Below are 19,191 nucleotides of genomic sequence, written 5' to 3' on the forward strand. Positions count from 1 at the left end.
TCTTACTTTTGCACCTCATTGTTATTTTTAAAATTATAAAAGAATGCGAATTGATAAATATTTATGGTGTGTACGTTACTTCAAAACACGCAATATTGCTACTGAAGCTTGTAAAAAAGGTCACATCAAAGTAAATGGCGAAACAGTAAAACCTTCACGTGAGATTTATAAAAACGACCAAATAGTAGTACGTAAAAACCAAATCAACTACCAATTAGAGGTTTTAGACATCCCCGAAAGCCGTGTGGGAGCTAAGTTAGTAGACCTTTATCGTCAAGATAACACACCTCCTGAAGCTTTTGAGCAAGCCGAAATACAAAAACTCGCTCAGGACTATTACCGTGAAAAAGGAGAAGGTCGCCCTACTAAAAAAGATCGTCGTGCTATTGATAATCTCTTAAATGATTTTCAAGAAGATGATGATTAAAATTCACTTTGTCAAAGTCCTAAAACTTTGACAAAGTGAAAAATACAATACTACAACAATGTAGGGTATTTTGTAGGATTAACTTCGTGCATTATACTGTATATCTTCTCAATGATGCTATCGGCATTAGGTTTAGAGAAGTAATCGCCATCAGTTGCATACGCAGGGCGGTGATTACCTGCCGCCAAAGTTTGCGGTGCACTATCTAAATACTGATAAGCATTTTGTTCTTCTAAAATTTTCTGCAAAATATATGCCGAAGTAGCTCCAGGCATATCTTCATCAACTACTAATAATCTGTTGGTTTTCTGTATGCTCTTCACTATATCGTGACGCACATCAAATGGTGCTAATGATTGTACATCAATAATTTCAATATCAATACCCAAGGCAGCCAACTCATCAGCAACCTCACACACAATACGCAAAGTAGACCCGTAGGATACTACAGTAATATCTTTTCCTTCACGAAGTGTTTCTACTACCCCTATAGGAGTCTTAAACTCAGTGAGATTACTAGGCAACGCTTCTTTCAAACGATATCCATTGAGGCATTCCACCACTACAGCTGGTTGATTACCCTCCAAGAGTGTATTGTAGAAACCCGCTGCTTTCACCATATTACGTGGGGTGAGAATATACATTCCTCTTAAAGAAGCCAACAATACCCCCATAGGTGAACCTGCATGCCAAATACCTTGCAAACGATGTCCTCTCGTTCTGATGATAAGAGGTGCCATTTGCTTACCAAAAGTGCGATAGTGCAAACTGGCTAAATCATCACTTAGCGTTTGTAATCCATAAAGAATATAGTCTAAATACTGAATTTCAGCAATTGGGCGCAAACCTCGCATTGCCATACCTATACCTTGTCCCACTATAGCTGTTTCACGAATACTTGTATCAGCTACTTTTACGGCTCCGTGTTTCTTTTGCAAACCTTCTAATCCTTGGTTTACATCGCCTATATTGCCTACATCTTCACCAAATATCAAAAGATTAGGATATTTAGTAAGTAAAGCATCGAAATTCTCTCTCAATACTATACGCCCATCTACAGGTTCTTCTGATGCGTCATAAGTAGGAAGTACCTCTGCTATGTGAATAGGATTTTGCTCATTCTCTGTGTGGAGAAATCGACTATATTTAGGCTCATTTTCCTTTATATAGTTCTTTATCCATTCTTGTAAAGGAAGTATTTTATTTTGACCCTCTGGCAATAACAATCTCAAGGCTTTTCTCGCGCTACTCAACACATCTTTGCGATTAGGTAAAGCTATTTCCAAAAGAGATTTTGATAAACTCTTTACTCTTTCTTTTATAGTATTATCGTCCGTATTGGTTAACAATGAGGAGAGAAGAGCAACAAGTTCTTTTCTTTCTTTTTCAATAGGTTTAATATAAGATTCCCAAGCTCTTTTTTTACCTTCATTCACACGTTTCTTAGCTTGTTGTTCTATAGCTACCAATTCTTCTTCAGTAGCATATTTTTCAGCTATAATCCATTCGCGCATTTTGGTAATACAGTCAAATTCTTTTTCCCACTGAAGTCGTTCAGCACTTTTGTAACGCTCATGTGAGCCTGAAGTTGAGTGTCCTTGAGGTTGAGTAAGTTCTTTTACGTGTACTAATACAGGTATATGTTCCTCACGGGCTATTTTGGCTGCCTTTTGGTAAATGTCATACAAAGTAGGATAATCCCAACCATTAGCAACAAATAGTTCGAACCCTTTGTGTTTTTTATCACGCACAAAACCTTTTAAAGCTTCTGAAATACTTTGTTTAATAGTGTGAAATTCTTTAGGAACTGAAATACCATACTCATCATCCCAAACCGACATTACTAAGGGTACTTGCATTACCCCTGCCGCATTAAGGATTTCAAAAAAGTGTCCTTCGCTAGTACTCGCATTACCAATAGTCCCCCAAGCTACTTCGTTACCATGATTTGAGAAGCCTTTACTTTCTGCATTAGGTAAGTCGCGATACACTTTAGAAGCCTGTGCTAAACCTAACAATCGAGGCATTTGACCAGCAGTACACGATATATCACTACTGCTATTCTTTTGTTTTAATAAATCTTTCCAATGTCCTTCATCATCTAAACTATGGGTAGCAAAATGCCCCCCCATTTGGCGTCCAGCACTGGTAGGGTCTGCCTCTATGTCAGCGTGTGCATATATTCCTGCAAAGAAATTCTCTACAGTATGTACGCCAAGAGCCATCATTAGTGTTTGATCGCGATAATAACCGCTCCTGAAATCACCATCTTGAAAAGCTCTTGCTAAAGCTACTTGAGGCACCTCTTTTCCTTCCCCAAAAATACCAAATTTAGCTTTACCTGTAAGCACTTCTTTTCTTCCCATCAAGCTGCATTCTCTACTGAGAACAGCGATGCCATAGTCTTCTAGAATATCTTCTTTTTTCATCGGTTTTATCCTCTTTTAATAGTTTTAAAAAAAATTAATATAGAGTGGTTTATTTTGTTTGAATAAAAAATATTGGGCAAATGTAATACTTTTTTAAAAGTAAACAAAAGAAAAGTATTTTAATTTTCGATTTTAGTAATAGTTATATATACTAGTGTCTTGCTTCAGAAAAAGAAAAATCTCAAAGAAACTATCATCTATCTACACAAAAAACACTGATATAAAAGCTCTTATATAAAATAATATAATGAACTCAATTATCAATTGTTAATTTTCAATTATTTCTTATCTTTGCCAAATGAAACATACAATTCTTTTTTTCGTTTTTGTAATATTATTGACAAATTGTCAACAGCAAAAAACTATTAGCATACAGAAGGGTACTACTACTCAAAGTAGCACTGCTATAGTTATGTCTATTGATAGCACTGTTGTTGCAAAAGCTAATACCACTAAACCTAAAGTTAAACTCTCAAAAAATGATAGCTTATTAAAAATCTTGCAAGAAAAATATGGTGAGGACTACGAGAGTTACCAGAGAGCTGTGCGAAAATTAGTTTTGCAACAAATGAAATACAGTATTCTAAAAAATACTTGTTTAGAAGAGTTTTACTTACAAGGATTCGCTAAGACTACTAAGGACAGTATCAAAGTACATTTGCCTTTCAATCTTCACACTTTCGATTGTGGAGCCCCCGATTGTTATACTACCGAAGTGAGTTTTCGTCTAACAAATGAAAAACCTATTGTATTCCCCGATTCACTTCCTTTCCATGGGGATGTATGGAAAAATATCAATTCAGTGATGTTTATGAGCTTATAGAAGCTACAGATAAACACGTAATTTACCATTGCCCTACAAAACGACGTACTTTAGTGCTTTATTTTCCTAAAATTAAGGGTAGTTGGAACGGTGATGCTTATTATTTTGTAGGAGTAGGTCAAAAGAGATTTAATGGCAAAAACATTTATACAGTACGCGAGAATTACAATGATAATAAGCCTGAAAGTGAATGGAATAATACCCTATATGATTACTAACTTCAACCGATTAGAGTACGAGTTTATGCTAAAAGAATAAATATTTTTTCACTTTTTTCATAAAAAAATTTGGAGGTTTCAAAAAAAGTAGTACCTTTGCACCCGATTTAAAAACATAAGGGTTCTTAGCTCAGCTGGTTCAGAGCATCTGCCTTACAAGCAGAGGGTCACTGGTTCGAATCCAGTAGGACCCACTTAGGTTTAAAATTTTTATCATTGTTATTTTTGGGGTTCTTAGCTCAGCTGGTTCAGAGCATCTGCCTTACAAGCAGAGGGTCACTGGTTCGAATCCAGTAGGACCCACCAAAATTCAGATTTTATTGTTGTTTTCATAATTAAAAAAAGGATTCTTAGCTCAGCTGGTTCAGAGCATCTGCCTTACAAGCAGAGGGTCACTGGTTCGAATCCAGTAGAGTCCACTAAAAGCTACTCGAATATTGAGTAGCTTTTTTTATTAGCAATATATTAAATACAGAATTGATTATCAAATATTTACATTTTTAATAATTGTTAATTAATTATTAATAATTGTATATTGATAATTATTTCTTACTTTTGCGATATTTTTAAACAGAAAACTATAAAAATATGTTAGGATTACAAACTTCTGTAGATGTTGCTACAACTGCAACCGACACTCTTCCAGCTCAAGAAAAAACACTTTCTATAATGGATATGATTGTAGATGGTGGCACTGCTAATATTGTGATTATTGGCATTCTATTCGTAATGCTCGCTGTAGCTCTTTTCCTCTATTTCGAACGCCTTTTTGCTATCAAGGCTGCCTCTAAAGTGGATAAAACTTTTATGTATAAAATACGTGATTGTATCTCTGCTGGACGGTTGGATGCAGCCAAAATGCTTTGTGTGCAATCTAATACCTCTGTGGCACGACTTATTGAGAAAGGTGTCTCTCGTATAGGTAAACCGCTCGAAGATATCAATAAAGCTATTGAGAATGCAGGTACTTTGGAAGTGTACAAACTAGAAAAAAACACTGCTATTTTAGCTACTATTGCAGGGGCTGGACCTATGATTGGATTCTTAGGCACGGTTGTTGGTATGATTATGTCATTCCACGAAATGGCGTCTGCTGGCGGTCAAGCCGAAATGGGTGCTTTAGCAGGAGGTATTTATACCGCAATGGCTACTACTGTAGCTGGTCTTATAGTAGGGATTATCGCTTATGTAGGTTACAACCATTTAGTGGTCAAAACTGATAAAGTGGTACACCTTATGGAAGCCAATGCTGTTGAATTCTTAGACTTGTTGAACGAACCTCTATAGGTTTCAAAAACTACTTGTACAATTATGAAATTAAAAGGTAGAAATAAAGTAAGTCCTGAGTTCAGTATGTCGTCTATGACGGATATTGTGTTCTTGTTGTTAGTATTCTTTATGATCACTGCCAATAGCCCCAATGCACTCGATTTGTTATTGCCTAAGGCTAAAGGAAAAAGCACAAATACACAAAATGTTTCGGTAAGTATCGATAAAGATTTGAATTTTTTTATCGACAAAAAACCTATATCTGTAGATAATCTTGATGCAGAACTCAAGTCGGCACTAAAAGGAGTAGAAAACCCTACCATTATTTTACGCGTAGAAGAAAGTGTGCCTATTGAAAATGCAGTAACTGTGATGGATGTAGCAAACCAAAATCAATTTAAGGTAATTTTGGCTGTACGTCCTAAATAGCAAAGTATATGAACTTATTCAATACAGAACATAAACGTAAAGCTTTAGCACTCACTACAGTTGTGATGTGTTTGGTTATCTTTATCCTATTTTTCGCAGGAATGAAGTACTTAGATCCTCCACCCGAAAATGGGGTAGAGGTTATCTATGGGGTAGATATAACTGGAATGGGAGAGCGTACCCCTCCCCCAAGTGCTGCCAAACAAGAAGAAACCCAAACACCACAAACACAACCTGAACAAAGTACTTCACAAGAAGTGAAAGAGAATCTTTTAGCTCAAGATAACAACGAAGAAGTTTCTGTACCCGAAGTTCCTAAAAAACAAGAAAAGAAAAAAGAAACACCTAAAAAAGACCCTCCTAAAGAAACACCTAAACCCGCTCCTAAACCTTCACGAGAAACTTCTGATGCACTTTCTAACATTTTAGGAGCTGCTAATGCAGGAGGCAGTGGAACTGCAGGACAAGGTGATGGCAACCAACCTGGCTATCAAGGTCAAATAGATGGTAGTCAATATGCTAATTCTTACTATGGATCTGGTGGTGGCAGCGGTTCTGGCAAAGGCTGGGGTCTCAATGGGCGCTTCATTGCTTCACAAGGTAAAGTTCCTCAAAATTGTAATGAAGAAGGACGTGTAGTTGTACAAATAGAAGTAGATCGTAGCGGTAGAGTTGTAAAAGCTACTGCAGGCGTAAAAGGAACTACTAATTCTGCCCCTTGTTTATTAGATGCCGCTCGAAAAACAGCAGCTTTGCACCATTGGAATGCCGATGATAATGCCCCTGCACGTCAAATTGGTTTTATTGTTATTAACTTTAAACTTGGAGAATAAAAAAATCAATTAACAATTATAAATAACAAGATGAGATAATAGTTATATGATAACTAATTATCTCATTTTTGATTGTATAATAACTAAAAATTATTTTTAACATTGAATTATCAAGAAACTCTTTCGTGGATGTTCAACCGCTTACCTATGTTTCAAACACAAGGCAAAAATGCTCTGAACAACAAATTAGATAATATCCTCACCTTTACTTCAGCGTTAGGAAACCCTCAAACAAAATTCAAAAGTTTGCATATCGCTGGCACTAATGGCAAAGGTTCTTCCAGCAGTATGCTCGCCTCTATTTTACAAGAGGCAGGATATAAGGTAGGATTATATACTTCTCCTCACCTCAAAGACTTTCGTGAGCGTATTAAAATTGATGGAAAAGAAATCCCCGAAAGCTATGTGGTAAACTTTATAACCAAAAACAAATCTTTCTTGGAAGAACATTCATTGTCATTTTTTGAAATGACTGTAGGAATGGCTTTCAGTTATTTTGCTGAAGAAAAAGTAGATATCGCTGTAATAGAGGTAGGTTTAGGAGGTCGTTTTGATTCTACTAATATTATCACTCCCGAAGTTTCTCTTATTACTAATATTTCCAAAGATCATACAGATATTTTAGGAGATACATTGCCTAAAATAGCTTTTGAAAAAGCTGGTATTATCAAACAAAATGTACCTGTAGTAATCAGTGAATATCAAGAGGAAACAGCTCCCGTTTTCACAGCAAGAGCTAAAGAAATAAAGGCTCCTATTATTTTTGCCAATCATATAGAAACTTCTCTTACAACTGACTTGCAAGGTGCTTACCAAGAGAAAAACATTAAAGGAGTAATAGCTGTTATTGAATTGCTTATTCACCAGGGGTGGGATATTACTCCGGAGAATATTGCACAAGGGCTTTTACACGTGGTGCACAATACAAATCTGAAAGGTCGTTGGCAAACCCTTGGCTCCTACCCTACTATCGTATGTGACACAGGACATAATGTGGGTGGACTTACCTATGTGATGGAACAACTCAAAAAGCAAACCTATACAAATTTACATATAGTTGTAGGTTTTGTAAAAGAAAAAGATGTAAATAGTGTTTTAGAACTTTTTCCAAAAGAAGCTACCTATTATTTTTGTAGTCCTGCTATTGCAAGAGGGCTTAATGTCAACACATTAAAGGAAATTGCTACTGCAAAAGGACTACAAGGAGAGGCGTATTCTTCAGTTGCAGAAGCCTTAAATGTCGCTAAAGCACAAGCGCTTCCTACCGACTTTATCTTTGTAGGAGGAAGCACTTTTGTAGTTGCAGAAGTAGTGTAAAATAACAAAAAGTGAATATTGAAAAACAAATAAAGGTTGTTTTAAAACCCTAATATCATTTTTGCAATAAAAAAGTAAATCAAAATACCCAAAACATCGTTGCTGGTAGTGATAAATGGACCCGTAGCAACCGCTGGGTCAATACCGCGTTTGTGGAGAAGTATCGGAATAAAAGTACCTATCACAGCAGCATTTACAATCACTGTTATGAGTGCTATGGCTACTGTAATACTTACCAAATATTCAGCTTTAAAAGCAAAATGGCTTACTAATATCACTATTCCTGCAATAGTTCCCCCGTTGATGAGTCCTAATAGAAATTCTTTAAGCAATCGCTTGATAAGTTCGCCATCGATAGAATTATTTGCCAACCCTTGTACTATTATCGCTGATGATTGTACCCCCACATTTCCCGCAGTAGCTTGAATAAGCGGAATGAATATCAATAATATAGGGTAAACCATCATCGTATCCTGAAAACCATTGATAATACTCGCTGCTCCTAATCCTCCAAACATTCCAATAAGTAACCAAGGCAAGCGCGCTTTAGTGAGTTTCCATATATTATCATCTGCCTCTACATCATTGGTAATACCCGCTGCTAATTGATAGTCTTTTTCAGCTTCTTCTCTAATTACATCCACCACGTCATCAATAGTGATACGTCCTACAAGGCGTTTCATCTCATCAACTACTGGAATCGCCTCCAAGTCATACTTACTCATTATGTGAGCTACTTCTTCAGCAGTATCAGTAACATATACGTAGTCTACTTTTGGAATATAAATATCTTTCACTTCTGATCGTGTGGAAGTAGTAAGCAAATCTTTAAGTGAAAGTCTGCCTTTTAGCACATCATTATCATCTACCACATAAATAGAATGTACACGAGTAACATGAGCCGCTTGTTCTCGCATTTCTTTCACACATTTGAGTACATTCCAATTCTCATTTACCTTTACGAGCTCCTTCGCCATTAGTCCCCCAGCAGTATCTTCATCATAACGAAGCAAATCTACGATATCTTTTGCATGTTCTACATCCTTGATATGCGAAATAACTTCTGTTTTTCTATCTTCTGGCAGTTCAGAAATGATATCTACAGCATCGTCAGTGTCTAACTCGATAATTTCATCAGCAATTTCTTTTGCTGAAAGATTTTTTAAGATATTTTCGCGGTAATCATCGTCTAATTCAGTGAGTACATCCGATGTTTTTTGTGCATCTATAAGACGAATAATATATACTCCCTCTTCAGTATCTAATTCGTGAATGATTTCTGCTATATCAGCATAGTGCAAATCACTTAGGAGGGTTGTTAGTTCTTTATTTTGTTTTTGTTCAATGAGTTGCTGAATCTTTTCAATGAGCTCATCTGTTATCTTAAAAGTTGTCATATTATCTCCTAAATTCTATTTTTGCAAAATTATAAAATAATTGTGAATACCGAATAAAGAATCTCAAAATATTTTATATTTTTAAGAACTTAATCTACATTCTAAGTATTGAATATGTAGTTAAAATAGCTTCTCAATATATCCAACTTGAGATAGTAATTTCAGATTATCAAATAAATAAGCTCCATAGATAAAATTTTTCTATTTATTTATTTGGTGGTTTCAATAAAAAGTAATACTTTTGCGCTCTGAAAAATAAAAATCGGGATGTGGCGCAGTTGGTAGCGTACACGTATGGGGTGCGTGTGGTCGCTGGTTCGAGTCCAGTCATCCCGACTTTTTTTCTTTTATACAATAGCTATTTTTATAAAGAAATGAACAAAGTTTATTTTCTTTTTTTATTTTCCCTATTCACCTTTTTTTCTCAGGCACAAGCTCTTAAAAACAATTTTGTTATAGGGGCACAACTTCCTTTTTTATATAATAACGATCGAGAAAAACCAGATAATGACTCTTCTTCATCAACTTCTTTATCTTTTCGCCCACGTATAAATATATATGTTCAAGCCGATAGATATGATGCCGAAAAGTATGGACAATTATCTAAATTTAGCACTCGTGTAGATTACACTTTCCTGCAAACTCAACAAAATGATGATTACGATCGTTATAATTATATTCATCAAGTATCTTTTCTCTATATTTTAGGTGGAATGCACAAAACTAATGGTTTGCAAGTAGGCATAGGTCCTAACATCAACTTTGGAGATGCAAAAGGGGTAAATGCACGCTTGTTTTTAGGAGGTTATGGTGAGTGGAAAAGACTTATAGGTAGTGTAGATATCAACTTCTATATTCCTAATGCTAAAAGAAAAGAAGGTATCCCAAATGATAATTATAAATATGGGCACATAGCGATAGGAGTGGGATACCGTTTATAAACTAACAATAATTTTGTAGAAAATATATGAAACTTTCAAACTTTAATTTTGATCTTCCTAAAGAGTTATTAGCTGAATATCCCAGCGAAAACCGCGATGAAGCTCGCTTAATGGTGGTACATCGCAAAACAGGAGAAATTGAACACAAATTGTTCAAAGATGTAATTGATTATTTTGATGATGGCGATGTGTTTGTACTCAACAACACCAAAGTATTCCCAGCTCGCTTATATGGTAATAAAGAAAAAACTAAAGCAAAAATAGAAGTTTTTTTATTACGTGAATTGAGCGCTGAACAACGTTTGTGGGATGTACTTGTAGATCCTGCACGCAAGATACGTATAGGCAATAAACTCTACTTTGGTAAAAATGCCGAATTAGTAGCCGAGGTAATCGACAATACGACCTCTCGTGGTCGTACCCTTCGTTTCTTATATGATGGTACTTATGAAGAGTTTCGCCAGCATCTCACTGAGCTCGGACAAACTCCACTACCTAAATACATTTCCCGTCCTGTAGAACCTGAAGACGAGGAACGTTACCAAACTATCTACGCTAAACACGAAGGCGCTGTTGCTGCTCCTACAGCTGGTTTGCACTTCTCTAAACACTTGATGAAACGTTTAGAAATAAAAGGTATTACCTTCGCCGAAGTAACATTACACGTTGGTTTAGGAACTTTCAACCCTGTGGAGGTAGAAGATCTTTCTAAACACAAAATGGATAGCGAAGAGATTCATATTCCTGAAAGTCAAACAAAAATCATCAACACCGCTAAGGAAAATAAAAAACGTGTTTGTGCTGTAGGAACTACTGTAATGCGTGTTTTAGAGAGTTCTGTATCTTCTGACTGCTTTGTAAATCCGTTTGATGGATGGACAAATAAATTTATTTTCCCTCCTTACGATTTTAGTGTGGCCAATGCGATGATCACTAATTTCCACACTCCTAAATCAACTTTACTGATGATGGTATCAGCTTTTGCTGGTCACGATCTCATTATGCGTGCCTATAAAGAAGCTGTAGAACAAAAATACAAGTTTTATTCTTATGGCGATGCAATGCTAATCTTGTAAAAATCAATAACTAAAAATAATCATTAATGAAAAAATTTTTTATCACTATGGCGTTAGGAATGAGCACCCTAACATTTTTTGCGCAAGAAACGCCTAAAGAACTTTACACTGCTCATAACAAAGGTAAATTTTTCTTCTTCTGGGGTGGCAATCGCGGCTGGTACTCTAATTCTGATATTACTTTCACTGGTAATGGCTACGATTTTACCATCAAAGATGTTGAAGCGGTAGACCGTCCTAAAGGTTGGCATATCGATTATATCAATCCCTTGCGAATGACTATCCCTCAAACCAATTTTCACATAGGATATTACATTTCTGATCATTACACTGTTTCTGTAGGAGTAGACCATATGAAATATGTAATGAAAAACGGTCAAACTGTGAAAATGAATGGATATATCAATGGATCTGGCACTTCACACGATGGTGTATATAACAATGCCGATAAATTGCTCAGTGAAGACTTCCTTACTTTTGAACATACTGATGGACTCAACTATGTAGTAGTGGAAGGGGCTCGTATTGATGACATTTCTCGCTTGTTTGGTATCCGTAACACTGATATATTACAAGTGAGCTTAACCGAAGGACTTGGTTTTGGTGCTTTATATCCAAAATCTAACACCAAACTTCTTAATAAAGAACGTTACGACGAATTTCACATTGCAGGGGTAGGAGTAAATGCTAAAGCTGGATTACACCTCACTTTCTTAAAGTATTTTCGTGTAGTTGGTGAACTTAAAGGTGGTTATATCAATATGTACGACGTACGCACTACTTACGATATAGCCGATAAAGCTAAACACGATTTCTTTTTCTTTGAAACTGTATTAGGTATTGGCGGCGTCTTTAGATTCTAAAATTTCACATAAGATAGATAATAAAAACTGGCGTAGTTTTGAACTATACCAGTTTTTTTATTATTTTTGCACCAAATTTACTAATCACTATATTAGCTAATTACATTATGGCAGACGATAAAAAGATTATTTTTTCGATGAATAAGGTAAGCAAAACCTATTCATCTACTAATAAACAAGTTCTAAAAGACATCTACTTGAGTTTCTTTTATGGAGCTAAAATAGGTATTTTAGGTCTCAATGGCTCTGGTAAGTCTTCTTTACTAAAAATTATAGCAGGAATTGATAAAAACTATCAGGGCGAAGTGGTTTTCGCTCCTAACTACACTGTAGGGTATTTGGAACAAGAACCACACCTTGATGATGAGAAAACTGTGATAGAGGTAGTACGCGAAGGCGTAGCTGAAACCGTAAAACTACTTGATGAGTTTAACCATATCAACGACCTTTTTAGCTTGGAAGAAAATTATTCTGACCCCGATAAGATGCAAAAGTTGATGGATAAACAAGCCGAGCTACAAGATAAGATTGATGCCTTGAACGCTTGGGAACTCGATAACCAGCTGGAAGTAGCTATGGAAGCCCTCCGCACCCCTGAGCCCGATACACCTATCAAAGTGCTTTCGGGAGGAGAACGCCGTAGGGTAGCACTCTGTCGTCTGCTCTTACAACAACCCGATGTCTTGTTACTTGATGAGCCTACGAACCACCTCGATGCCGAATCGGTATTGTGGTTAGAACAACACTTGCAACAGTACGCCGGTACCGTGATAGCTGTAACCCACGACCGTTATTTCTTGGATAATGTAGCGGGCTGGATATTGGAGCTCGACCGTGGAGAAGGAATTCCGTGGAAAGGTAACTATTCTTCTTGGCTTGACCAGAAAGCTAAACGACTCGCCCAAGAACAGAAAACCGAAAGCAAACGCCAAAAGGTGTTGGAGCGCGAGCTTGAATGGGTACGACAAGGCGCTAAAGGGCGACAAGCCAAACAAAAGGCACGTTTGCAAAACTACGACCGCCTGCTCAATGAAGATCAAAAACAATTAGAAGAAAAACTTGAAATATACATCCCTAACGGACCTCGTTTGGGAACCAACGTGATAGAAGCACGCCACGTAGCTAAAGCCTTTGGTGATAAATTATTATATGACGACCTTAATTTTGTATTGCCACAAGCAGGAATTGTAGGGGTAATAGGACCTAATGGAGCAGGTAAATCTACCATTTTCCGTATGATTATGGGGGAAGAAAAACCTGATAGCGGTGAGTTTTTGGTAGGCGAAACTGTAAAAATTGCTTATGTAGACCAAACTCATAAACAGATAGACCCTGAAAAATCTATTTGGGAGAACTTCTCGGGTGGACAAGACCTGATAATGATGGGTGGCAGACAGGTGAACTCGCGTGCTTACCTAAGTCGTTTTAACTTTGGCGGTAGTGAGCAAAACAAGAAAGTAGCGACCCTCTCAGGAGGTGAACGCAATCGCTTGCACCTTGCGATGACCCTAAAAGAAGAAGGTAACGTATTGCTGTTGGACGAGCCTACCAACGATTTAGATGTAAATACACTCCGTGCTTTAGAAGAAGGTTTGGAAAACTTTGCTGGCTGTGCGGTAGTAATCTCGCACGATCGTTGGTTCTTAGACCGTATCTGCACCCATATTTTAGCTTTTGAAGGCGACTCTCAAGTGTATTTCTTTGAAGGTAGCTTCTCAGAATATGAAGAGAACAAGAAAAAACGCCTTGGCAAAGAGGTAACACCTACAAGGATTAAATACAAGAAATTGGTACGATGAAAGAAAATGATAACAATATTATTATCGGAGTAATTGCCATCGTAATGGTTCTTTTAGTCTTAATATTCTTCCTTTAAAATGCCAAAAAAGAAGTACTATGTAGTGTGGGAAGGACACAAAACGGGTATCTTTAGCTCGTGGGATAAGTGCAAAAAAGCCGTTGAAGGTTATCCGTATGCTAAATTTAAGAGTTTTGAGAGTCAAGCAATTGCTGAAAAAGCCTTCAATGAGAGCTTTGAGCAATACAAAGGCAAGAAAGTAGCCTCCTCTCCTACCCTATCCCCCTTAGAATTAGAGCGTATAGGTTCTCCCATATTGCCTTCTATAGCTGTTGATGCTGCTTGCAGTGGTAACCCTGGAATTATGGAATACCGAGGGGTAGATACCGAAACTCAAGCCGAAATATTTAGAATTGCACCAATAAAAGACGGCACGAACAACATAGGGGAGTTTTTGGCTATCGTACACGCTTTAGCCTTTATGAAGCAACGCAACCTCAGCTTACCGGTCTATTCTGATAGCAAAATAGCGATGAGCTGGGTGCGCCAAAAGGTATGCAAAACTAAAGTGCCACGCACCTCTCATAACGAAAAAATATTTGAATTAATAGCCCGTGCTGAACAATGGCTACACAACAATACTTATCCTAACCCTATTTTAAAATGGGAAACCCAAGCGTGGGGCGAAAATCCTGCCGATTTCGGACGTAAAGACAAATAAAATGACAGACCTTACCCTGAAAATACAACCTACTGCTAACCCCGACATCATCAAACTCGAAGCTAACAGACCTTTGGTAAAAGGGAGTTATGAGTTTAAAAACATAGATGAAGCTAAAAACGCTCCTTTAGCTAAGGAGCTCTTTTATTTGCCCTTTGTAAAAACTGTTTATATTTCGAGTAATTTCATTGCTTTGAAACGCTTTCCCATTGTTGAATGGAAAGAAGTGCAGGAAGAGGTTGCTCAGCAAGTATTAGTGTATTTACAATCGGGTAAAGATATATTATTAGGCGAAGCTAGAAAACCTATGGGGGAAGCTATTACTGTATATACTGAAACAACTCCCAACCCCACCGTGATGAAGTTCGTCGCCAACAAGCGTTTGGTACCTACTGTAATAGAGTATAAATCAATAGAAGAAGCCACAGAGGCACCTATGGCAGCAACTCTCTTAACGCGTTTTCCATTTATTGAAGAAGTTTTTTTTGATGATAATTATATATCGCTCACCAAAAAAGGTATGGAAGAATGGGAAATGATAGCTGCTGACTTGCGCGATTATATCCGTAAATACCTAAGTGAAGGTCGCCCTATCATTAACCCCTCCGAGATAAAAAGGCGACAAGAAGAAGCTCAAGCTCGCTTGCTCTCTATGGTTACTACCGACGAAATATCGCAACAAATAGTAGCTATCATAGAACAATATGTAAAACCCGCTGTAGCATCTGATGGAGGTAACATACAATTTATTTCTTACAACCGCGACACCCATCACGTAGAAGTACTCTTACAAGGGGCTTGCAGTGGCTGTCCGTCATCTACTCAAACCTTAAAAAAAGGCATTGAAGTTATTTTGAAAGACAAGTTAAACAATCCGCTTATCAACGTTGAAGCACTACTTTAATATTTTATAATTTACTGTGAAATCATTCCTACAACAATTTACTGAAAACAGTACCTATCAATCCCTATTAAAACACCTACAAACAAAAGAAAATGCAGAGGTTACAGGATTGGCAGGGGCTTCTTTGTCAATAGTAATAACTAACTTGTTCAATACAGTCCATAGACCTCTATTAGTACTGCTACCCGATAAAGAAGAAAGTGCCTACATACTCAATGATTTAGAAACCTTAGTAGGAGAACAACAGGTACTTTTCTTTCCTGATAGCTATCGTCGACCTTATCAAATTGAAGATACCGATAATGCCAATGTGTTATTGCGTGCTGAAGTCCTCAACCAATTGAGTCATAGTACAAAACCATTGCTCATAGTCTCCTACCCCGAAGCTCTTTTCGAAAAGGTCATCACGCGAAAGCAATTAGAAAAAAATACGCTAAAAATTCAAAAAGGAGACTCACTCACTATTGATTTCCTCAATGAGGTGCTTTTCAGCTACCATTTCAACCGCACTGATTTTGTTACCGAACCTGGTGAGTTCTCGGTACGTGGTGGGATTGTAGATGTATTTTCTTTTTCAAATAATGAACCTTATCGCATTGAATTTTTTGGAAACGAAGTTGATAGCATCCGTACATTCGATGTAGAAAGTCAGTTGTCTACTGCTCAACTATCAAAAATTACAATTATCCCTAATGTAGAAAACAAAGAAAGTGATGAGATTCGACAGTCATTCTTGGAGTATATCAGTGAGCAGACGCTATTCATTGGTAAGGATATGGGATTTTTTGATGCCAAGATTGAGAAACTCTTTGCTAAAGCTACCGATATTTATCAAAAGCTCCCCAATGAAGTAAAACGCACCCCCCCAGAGGAACTCTATTGTCAAGCAACAGATTTATTAAAACAAATCCAGAGATTCCAACAAGTAAACATCAATGCTACAACTCCCACTTCTAAAAACAAAAAGGAGTTCTCTTTTCATACCACCCCGCAACCTTCTTTTAACAAACAGTTTGAACTCCTTATTAGTTACTTCAACGACAAACACGAAGAAGGATTTCAAAACTATATCCTCTGCGGAAGTGAACAACAAGCCAAGCGATTTCAGGATATTTTTGAGGAAATGGAGCAAAAAGTACCTTACCAAACGGTACAATTATTGCTACACGCTGGCTTTGTAGATACTGAATTGAAATGCAATGTTTTCACCGATCATCAAATCTTTGAGCGCTATTATAAATTTCAACTAAAGAATGGTTATGCCAAAAAACAAGCCATTACACTTAAAGAACTGATGCAATTAGAGGTAGGTGATTATGTTACACATATAGACCACGGTATTGGTAAGTTCGCTGGTTTACAAAAGATTGAAGTAGAAGGCAAACAACAAGAAGCTATCAAACTGATTTATGGAGACCGCGATGTGTTATTCGTTAGCATTCACGCGCTACATAAGATTACTAAATATAACGGAAAAGACGGCAAACCTCCTAAGATTTATAAATTAGGTTCAGGAGCGTGGAAAGCCCTCAAACAGAAAACCAAGGCTCGTGTAAAAGAAATTGCGTTCAACCTCATTCAGTTATATGCCAAACGAAAAGAAGCTCAAGGATTTGCTTTTGCTCACGACAGTTATATGCAAAACGAGTTGGAAGCCTCATTCTTGTATGAGGATACTCCCGACCAAAGTAAGGCTACTGCCGAAGTAAAAGCTGATATGGAAAGCTCTAAACCTATGGATAGGTTGGTGTGTGGTGATGTAGGCTTTGGGAAAACTGAAGTAGCCATTCGCGCTGCCTTCAAAGCTGTCGATAATGGCAAGCAAGTAGCCGTACTTGTACCTACTACTGTGCTGGCTTTCCAACACTTTCAAACATTTAGCCAGCGTATGAAAGACTTCCCTGTGCGCATCGATTATCTCAACCGATTCCGCACAGCCAAGGAAAAGAAAATCATCTTAGAAGAACTAGCTAAAGGTCAGTTAGATATTATCATCGGCACACATCAAATAGTAGGCGAAAAGGTTACTTATAAAGATTTAGGATTACTGATTGTTGATGAAGAGCAAAAGTTTGGCGTAGGTGTAAAAGATAAGCTCAAAACCCTCAAAGAAAACCTCGATGTACTTACACTCACTGCTACACCTATCCCACGCACACTACAATTCAGTTTGATGGCTGCCCGCGATCTTTCGGTTATCAATACCCCTCCTCCTAACCGCTACCCTATTGATTCGCAAGTAGTACCTTTCAATGAAGAGGTAATACGCGATGGTATTCGTTATGAAATTCAGCGTGGCGGACAAGTATTCTTTATGCACAATAGGGTTGAAAATATTCAAGAGGTGGCTGGAATGATTCAGCGATTGCTCCCTGATGCTCGTATCGCCATTGGTCACGGACAAATGGACGGAAAGAAATTAGAAGAGACTATGCTCGCCTTTATGGAAGGTAGATATGATGTATTGGTTGCTACCACTATTATTGAAAGTGGTTTAGATGTTCCTAATGCCAACACTATCTTTATCAACAATGCACATAATTTTGGCTTATCCGATTTACACCAAATGCGCGGTCGCGTAGGTAGAAGTAATAAAAAGGCTTTTTGCTACTTCATCACGCCTCCTCTGATAGCGATGAGCGACGATGCCCGCAAGCGTATTGAAGCTATAGCTCAGTTCTCCGATTTAGGAAGCGGACTTAATATCGCTATGAAAGATTTAGAGATTAGAGGAGCTGGCGACCTCTTGGGGGGAGAGCAAAGTGGTTTTATCAATGAAATAGGCTTTGATACCTACCAAAAGATATTACAAGAAGCCATAACAGAACTCAAAGAAAATGAGTTTTCTGAACTATACCACACCGCCGAAGAAGATAAAACTTACCTCACCGATACTCAAATAGATACTGACTTTGAACTGCTCTTCCCTGACACTTATGTCAATAGAGTAGCCGAACGACTCAATCTTTATAACGAACTGAGTAATCTGCCCAATGAGGAAGCCTTACAAGTCTATGAACGCAACCTTATCGACCGTTTTGGCAAGTTACCCCCTCAAGCTATCGACTTGCTCAATAGCGTACGTGTAAAATGGTTGGCTACTCGTATGGGAATTGAGAAACTCGTAATGAAAAACGGAAAAATGACTGGCTATTTCATTGCCGACCAAAATAGTCCGTTCTATCAAAGTGCGCGCTTCCAAAAGCTACTGCTCTTTGTACAACGTTACCCCGATAAGTGTCGTATGCAAGAGAAAGAAACCCGCAACGGCTTGCGTCTATTGCTTATTTTCGAAAACATCAACAGTGTATACCAAGCTCTAAAAGTTATGCAAATGATAGAAGCATAAGTATCGTTACACTTTGATAATCATTCGCTTTTTTGGGCATATGATAGGAGCGATTTGCCAATCGCCCTCTAAAAATAAGTTTATTATTTTTGTTTGTCTATAATATTAAACACTATGGAAACATTTAAAAATTGGGTAGGTAAAAACCCTATTACATTTGGTGGTATTGTAGCTCTTTTGCTCGCTACTTTTGGTATTTGCCTCATCATAGGCGCTCTAAAAAACTGGGATTGGCTATACGAACCCGATAAACATTACCAAAATAATTGGACTATGGGGCAAATAAGCCGTTATTTAGGTCATGATATGGCGCGTGTTATTGGTTTTATTACAGGTGTTTTCTTTATAATCGTAGGAATTTACTTCTCCTATATAGCTTTTACCTATAAAGCATAAA

17 protein-coding genes and 4 tRNA genes are annotated in these 19,191 nt (G+C 37.4%); 19 read left to right on the top strand and 2 right to left on the bottom strand.

Annotated elements, in window-relative coordinates:
• Window positions 1–43: 43 nt before the first annotated feature.
• Complete coding sequence (locus DR017_RS12850; RefSeq protein WP_002678233.1) at window positions 44–427, top strand: RNA-binding S4 domain-containing protein; 384 nt, start codon at window positions 44–46, stop codon at window positions 425–427.
• 50 nt (window positions 428–477) lie between these two features.
• On the opposite strand, the gene DR017_RS12855 is transcribed toward DR017_RS12850, so the two are convergent.
• The gene (locus tag DR017_RS12855) at window positions 478–2,856 is read right to left on the bottom strand and encodes an alpha-ketoacid dehydrogenase subunit alpha/beta (RefSeq protein WP_002678059.1); all 2,379 of its coding nucleotides are present in this window, start codon (window positions 2,854–2,856) and stop codon (window positions 478–480) included.
• Between the two features lie 298 nt (window positions 2,857–3,154).
• Between DR017_RS12855 and DR017_RS12860 the strand changes: the two genes are divergently transcribed.
• The 9 genes from DR017_RS12860 (at window position 3,155) to DR017_RS12900 (ending at window position 7,745) form a co-directional block, all read left to right on the top strand.
• Window positions 3,155–3,679 carry a putative periplasmic lipoprotein gene (locus DR017_RS12860; protein WP_040360845.1) on the top strand — a complete coding sequence of 175 codons (525 nt, stop codon included), beginning with the start codon at window positions 3,155–3,157 and terminating at the stop codon, window positions 3,677–3,679.
• The gene (locus tag DR017_RS12865; protein ID WP_002678105.1) at window positions 3,640–3,897 is read left to right on the top strand and encodes a hypothetical protein; all 258 of its coding nucleotides are present in this window, start codon (window positions 3,640–3,642) and stop codon (window positions 3,895–3,897) included. Before DR017_RS12860 ends, DR017_RS12865 begins: the two co-directional genes overlap by 40 nt.
• 119 nt (window positions 3,898–4,016) lie before the next feature.
• Window positions 4,017–4,091: transfer RNA gene (locus tag DR017_RS12870), tRNA-Val, on the top strand.
• Window positions 4,092–4,125: 34 nt separating this feature from the next.
• Window positions 4,126–4,203 (top strand) — tRNA-Val (locus DR017_RS12875).
• A 38-nt stretch (window positions 4,204–4,241) separates the two neighbouring features.
• Window positions 4,242–4,316, top strand: a tRNA-Val gene (locus DR017_RS12880).
• Window positions 4,317–4,485: 169 nt separating this feature from the next.
• Entirely contained in the window at window positions 4,486–5,184 is a 699-nt protein-coding gene (locus tag DR017_RS12885) for a MotA/TolQ/ExbB proton channel family protein (RefSeq protein ID WP_002678171.1), read from the top strand.
• Between the two features lie 24 nt (window positions 5,185–5,208).
• Window positions 5,209–5,595: an ExbD/TolR family protein gene (locus tag DR017_RS12890; RefSeq protein WP_002678130.1), complete on the top strand. Its 387-nt coding sequence runs from the start codon at window positions 5,209–5,211 to the stop codon at window positions 5,593–5,595.
• Window positions 5,596–5,603: 8 nt separating this feature from the next.
• The gene (locus tag DR017_RS12895) at window positions 5,604–6,428 is read left to right on the top strand and encodes a TonB C-terminal domain-containing protein (protein WP_002678076.1); all 825 of its coding nucleotides are present in this window, start codon (window positions 5,604–5,606) and stop codon (window positions 6,426–6,428) included.
• A 102-nt stretch (window positions 6,429–6,530) separates the two neighbouring features.
• Window positions 6,531–7,745 carry a bifunctional folylpolyglutamate synthase/dihydrofolate synthase gene (locus tag DR017_RS12900; RefSeq protein WP_002678089.1) on the top strand — a complete coding sequence of 405 codons (1,215 nt, stop codon included), beginning with the start codon at window positions 6,531–6,533 and terminating at the stop codon, window positions 7,743–7,745.
• Between the two features lie 41 nt (window positions 7,746–7,786).
• Here the strand turns inward: DR017_RS12900 and mgtE are convergent, their stop codons facing one another.
• Complete coding sequence (gene mgtE / locus DR017_RS12905; RefSeq protein ID WP_002678011.1) at window positions 7,787–9,142, bottom strand: magnesium transporter; 1,356 nt, start codon at window positions 9,140–9,142, stop codon at window positions 7,787–7,789.
• A gap of 263 nt (window positions 9,143–9,405) precedes the next feature.
• Here mgtE and DR017_RS12910 point away from each other — a divergent pair.
• The 9 genes from DR017_RS12910 to DR017_RS12950 all read left to right on the top strand — a co-directional run bounded on the left by DR017_RS12910 (window position 9,406) and on the right by DR017_RS12950 (window position 19,190).
• Window positions 9,406–9,478, top strand: a tRNA-Pro gene (locus DR017_RS12910).
• 38 nt (window positions 9,479–9,516) lie between these two features.
• A complete protein-coding gene (locus DR017_RS12915) occupies window positions 9,517–10,083 on the top strand; it encodes a hypothetical protein (RefSeq protein ID WP_002678120.1) in 567 nt (188 codons plus the stop codon).
• A 26-nt stretch (window positions 10,084–10,109) separates the two neighbouring features.
• Complete coding sequence (queA, locus tag DR017_RS12920) at window positions 10,110–11,159, top strand: tRNA preQ1(34) S-adenosylmethionine ribosyltransferase-isomerase QueA (protein ID WP_002678200.1); 1,050 nt, start codon at window positions 10,110–10,112, stop codon at window positions 11,157–11,159.
• Between the two features lie 26 nt (window positions 11,160–11,185).
• Entirely contained in the window at window positions 11,186–12,022 is an 837-nt protein-coding gene (locus DR017_RS12925) for a hypothetical protein (RefSeq protein ID WP_002678037.1), read from the top strand.
• Between the two features lie 107 nt (window positions 12,023–12,129).
• Complete coding sequence (ettA, locus tag DR017_RS12930; RefSeq protein WP_002678046.1) at window positions 12,130–13,821, top strand: energy-dependent translational throttle protein EttA; 1,692 nt, start codon at window positions 12,130–12,132, stop codon at window positions 13,819–13,821.
• 78 nt (window positions 13,822–13,899) lie between these two features.
• A complete protein-coding gene (locus DR017_RS12935; protein WP_002678211.1) occupies window positions 13,900–14,541 on the top strand; it encodes a ribonuclease H1 domain-containing protein in 642 nt (213 codons plus the stop codon).
• Window position 14,542: 1 nt separating this feature from the next.
• On the top strand, window positions 14,543–15,445 hold the full coding sequence (locus DR017_RS12940) for a NifU family protein (RefSeq protein WP_002678149.1): 903 nt from the start codon (window positions 14,543–14,545) through the stop codon (window positions 15,443–15,445).
• Between the two features lie 16 nt (window positions 15,446–15,461).
• The gene (gene mfd / locus DR017_RS12945) at window positions 15,462–18,794 is read left to right on the top strand and encodes a transcription-repair coupling factor (protein ID WP_002678032.1); all 3,333 of its coding nucleotides are present in this window, start codon (window positions 15,462–15,464) and stop codon (window positions 18,792–18,794) included.
• A gap of 114 nt (window positions 18,795–18,908) precedes the next feature.
• A complete protein-coding gene (locus tag DR017_RS12950) occupies window positions 18,909–19,190 on the top strand; it encodes an immunity 17 family protein (RefSeq protein WP_002678172.1) in 282 nt (93 codons plus the stop codon).
• Window position 19,191: the final 1 nt, after the last annotated feature.

The organism is Capnocytophaga sputigena, assembly GCF_900446695.1.
GTDB classification, from domain to species: domain Bacteria; phylum Bacteroidota; class Bacteroidia; order Flavobacteriales; family Flavobacteriaceae; genus Capnocytophaga; species Capnocytophaga sputigena.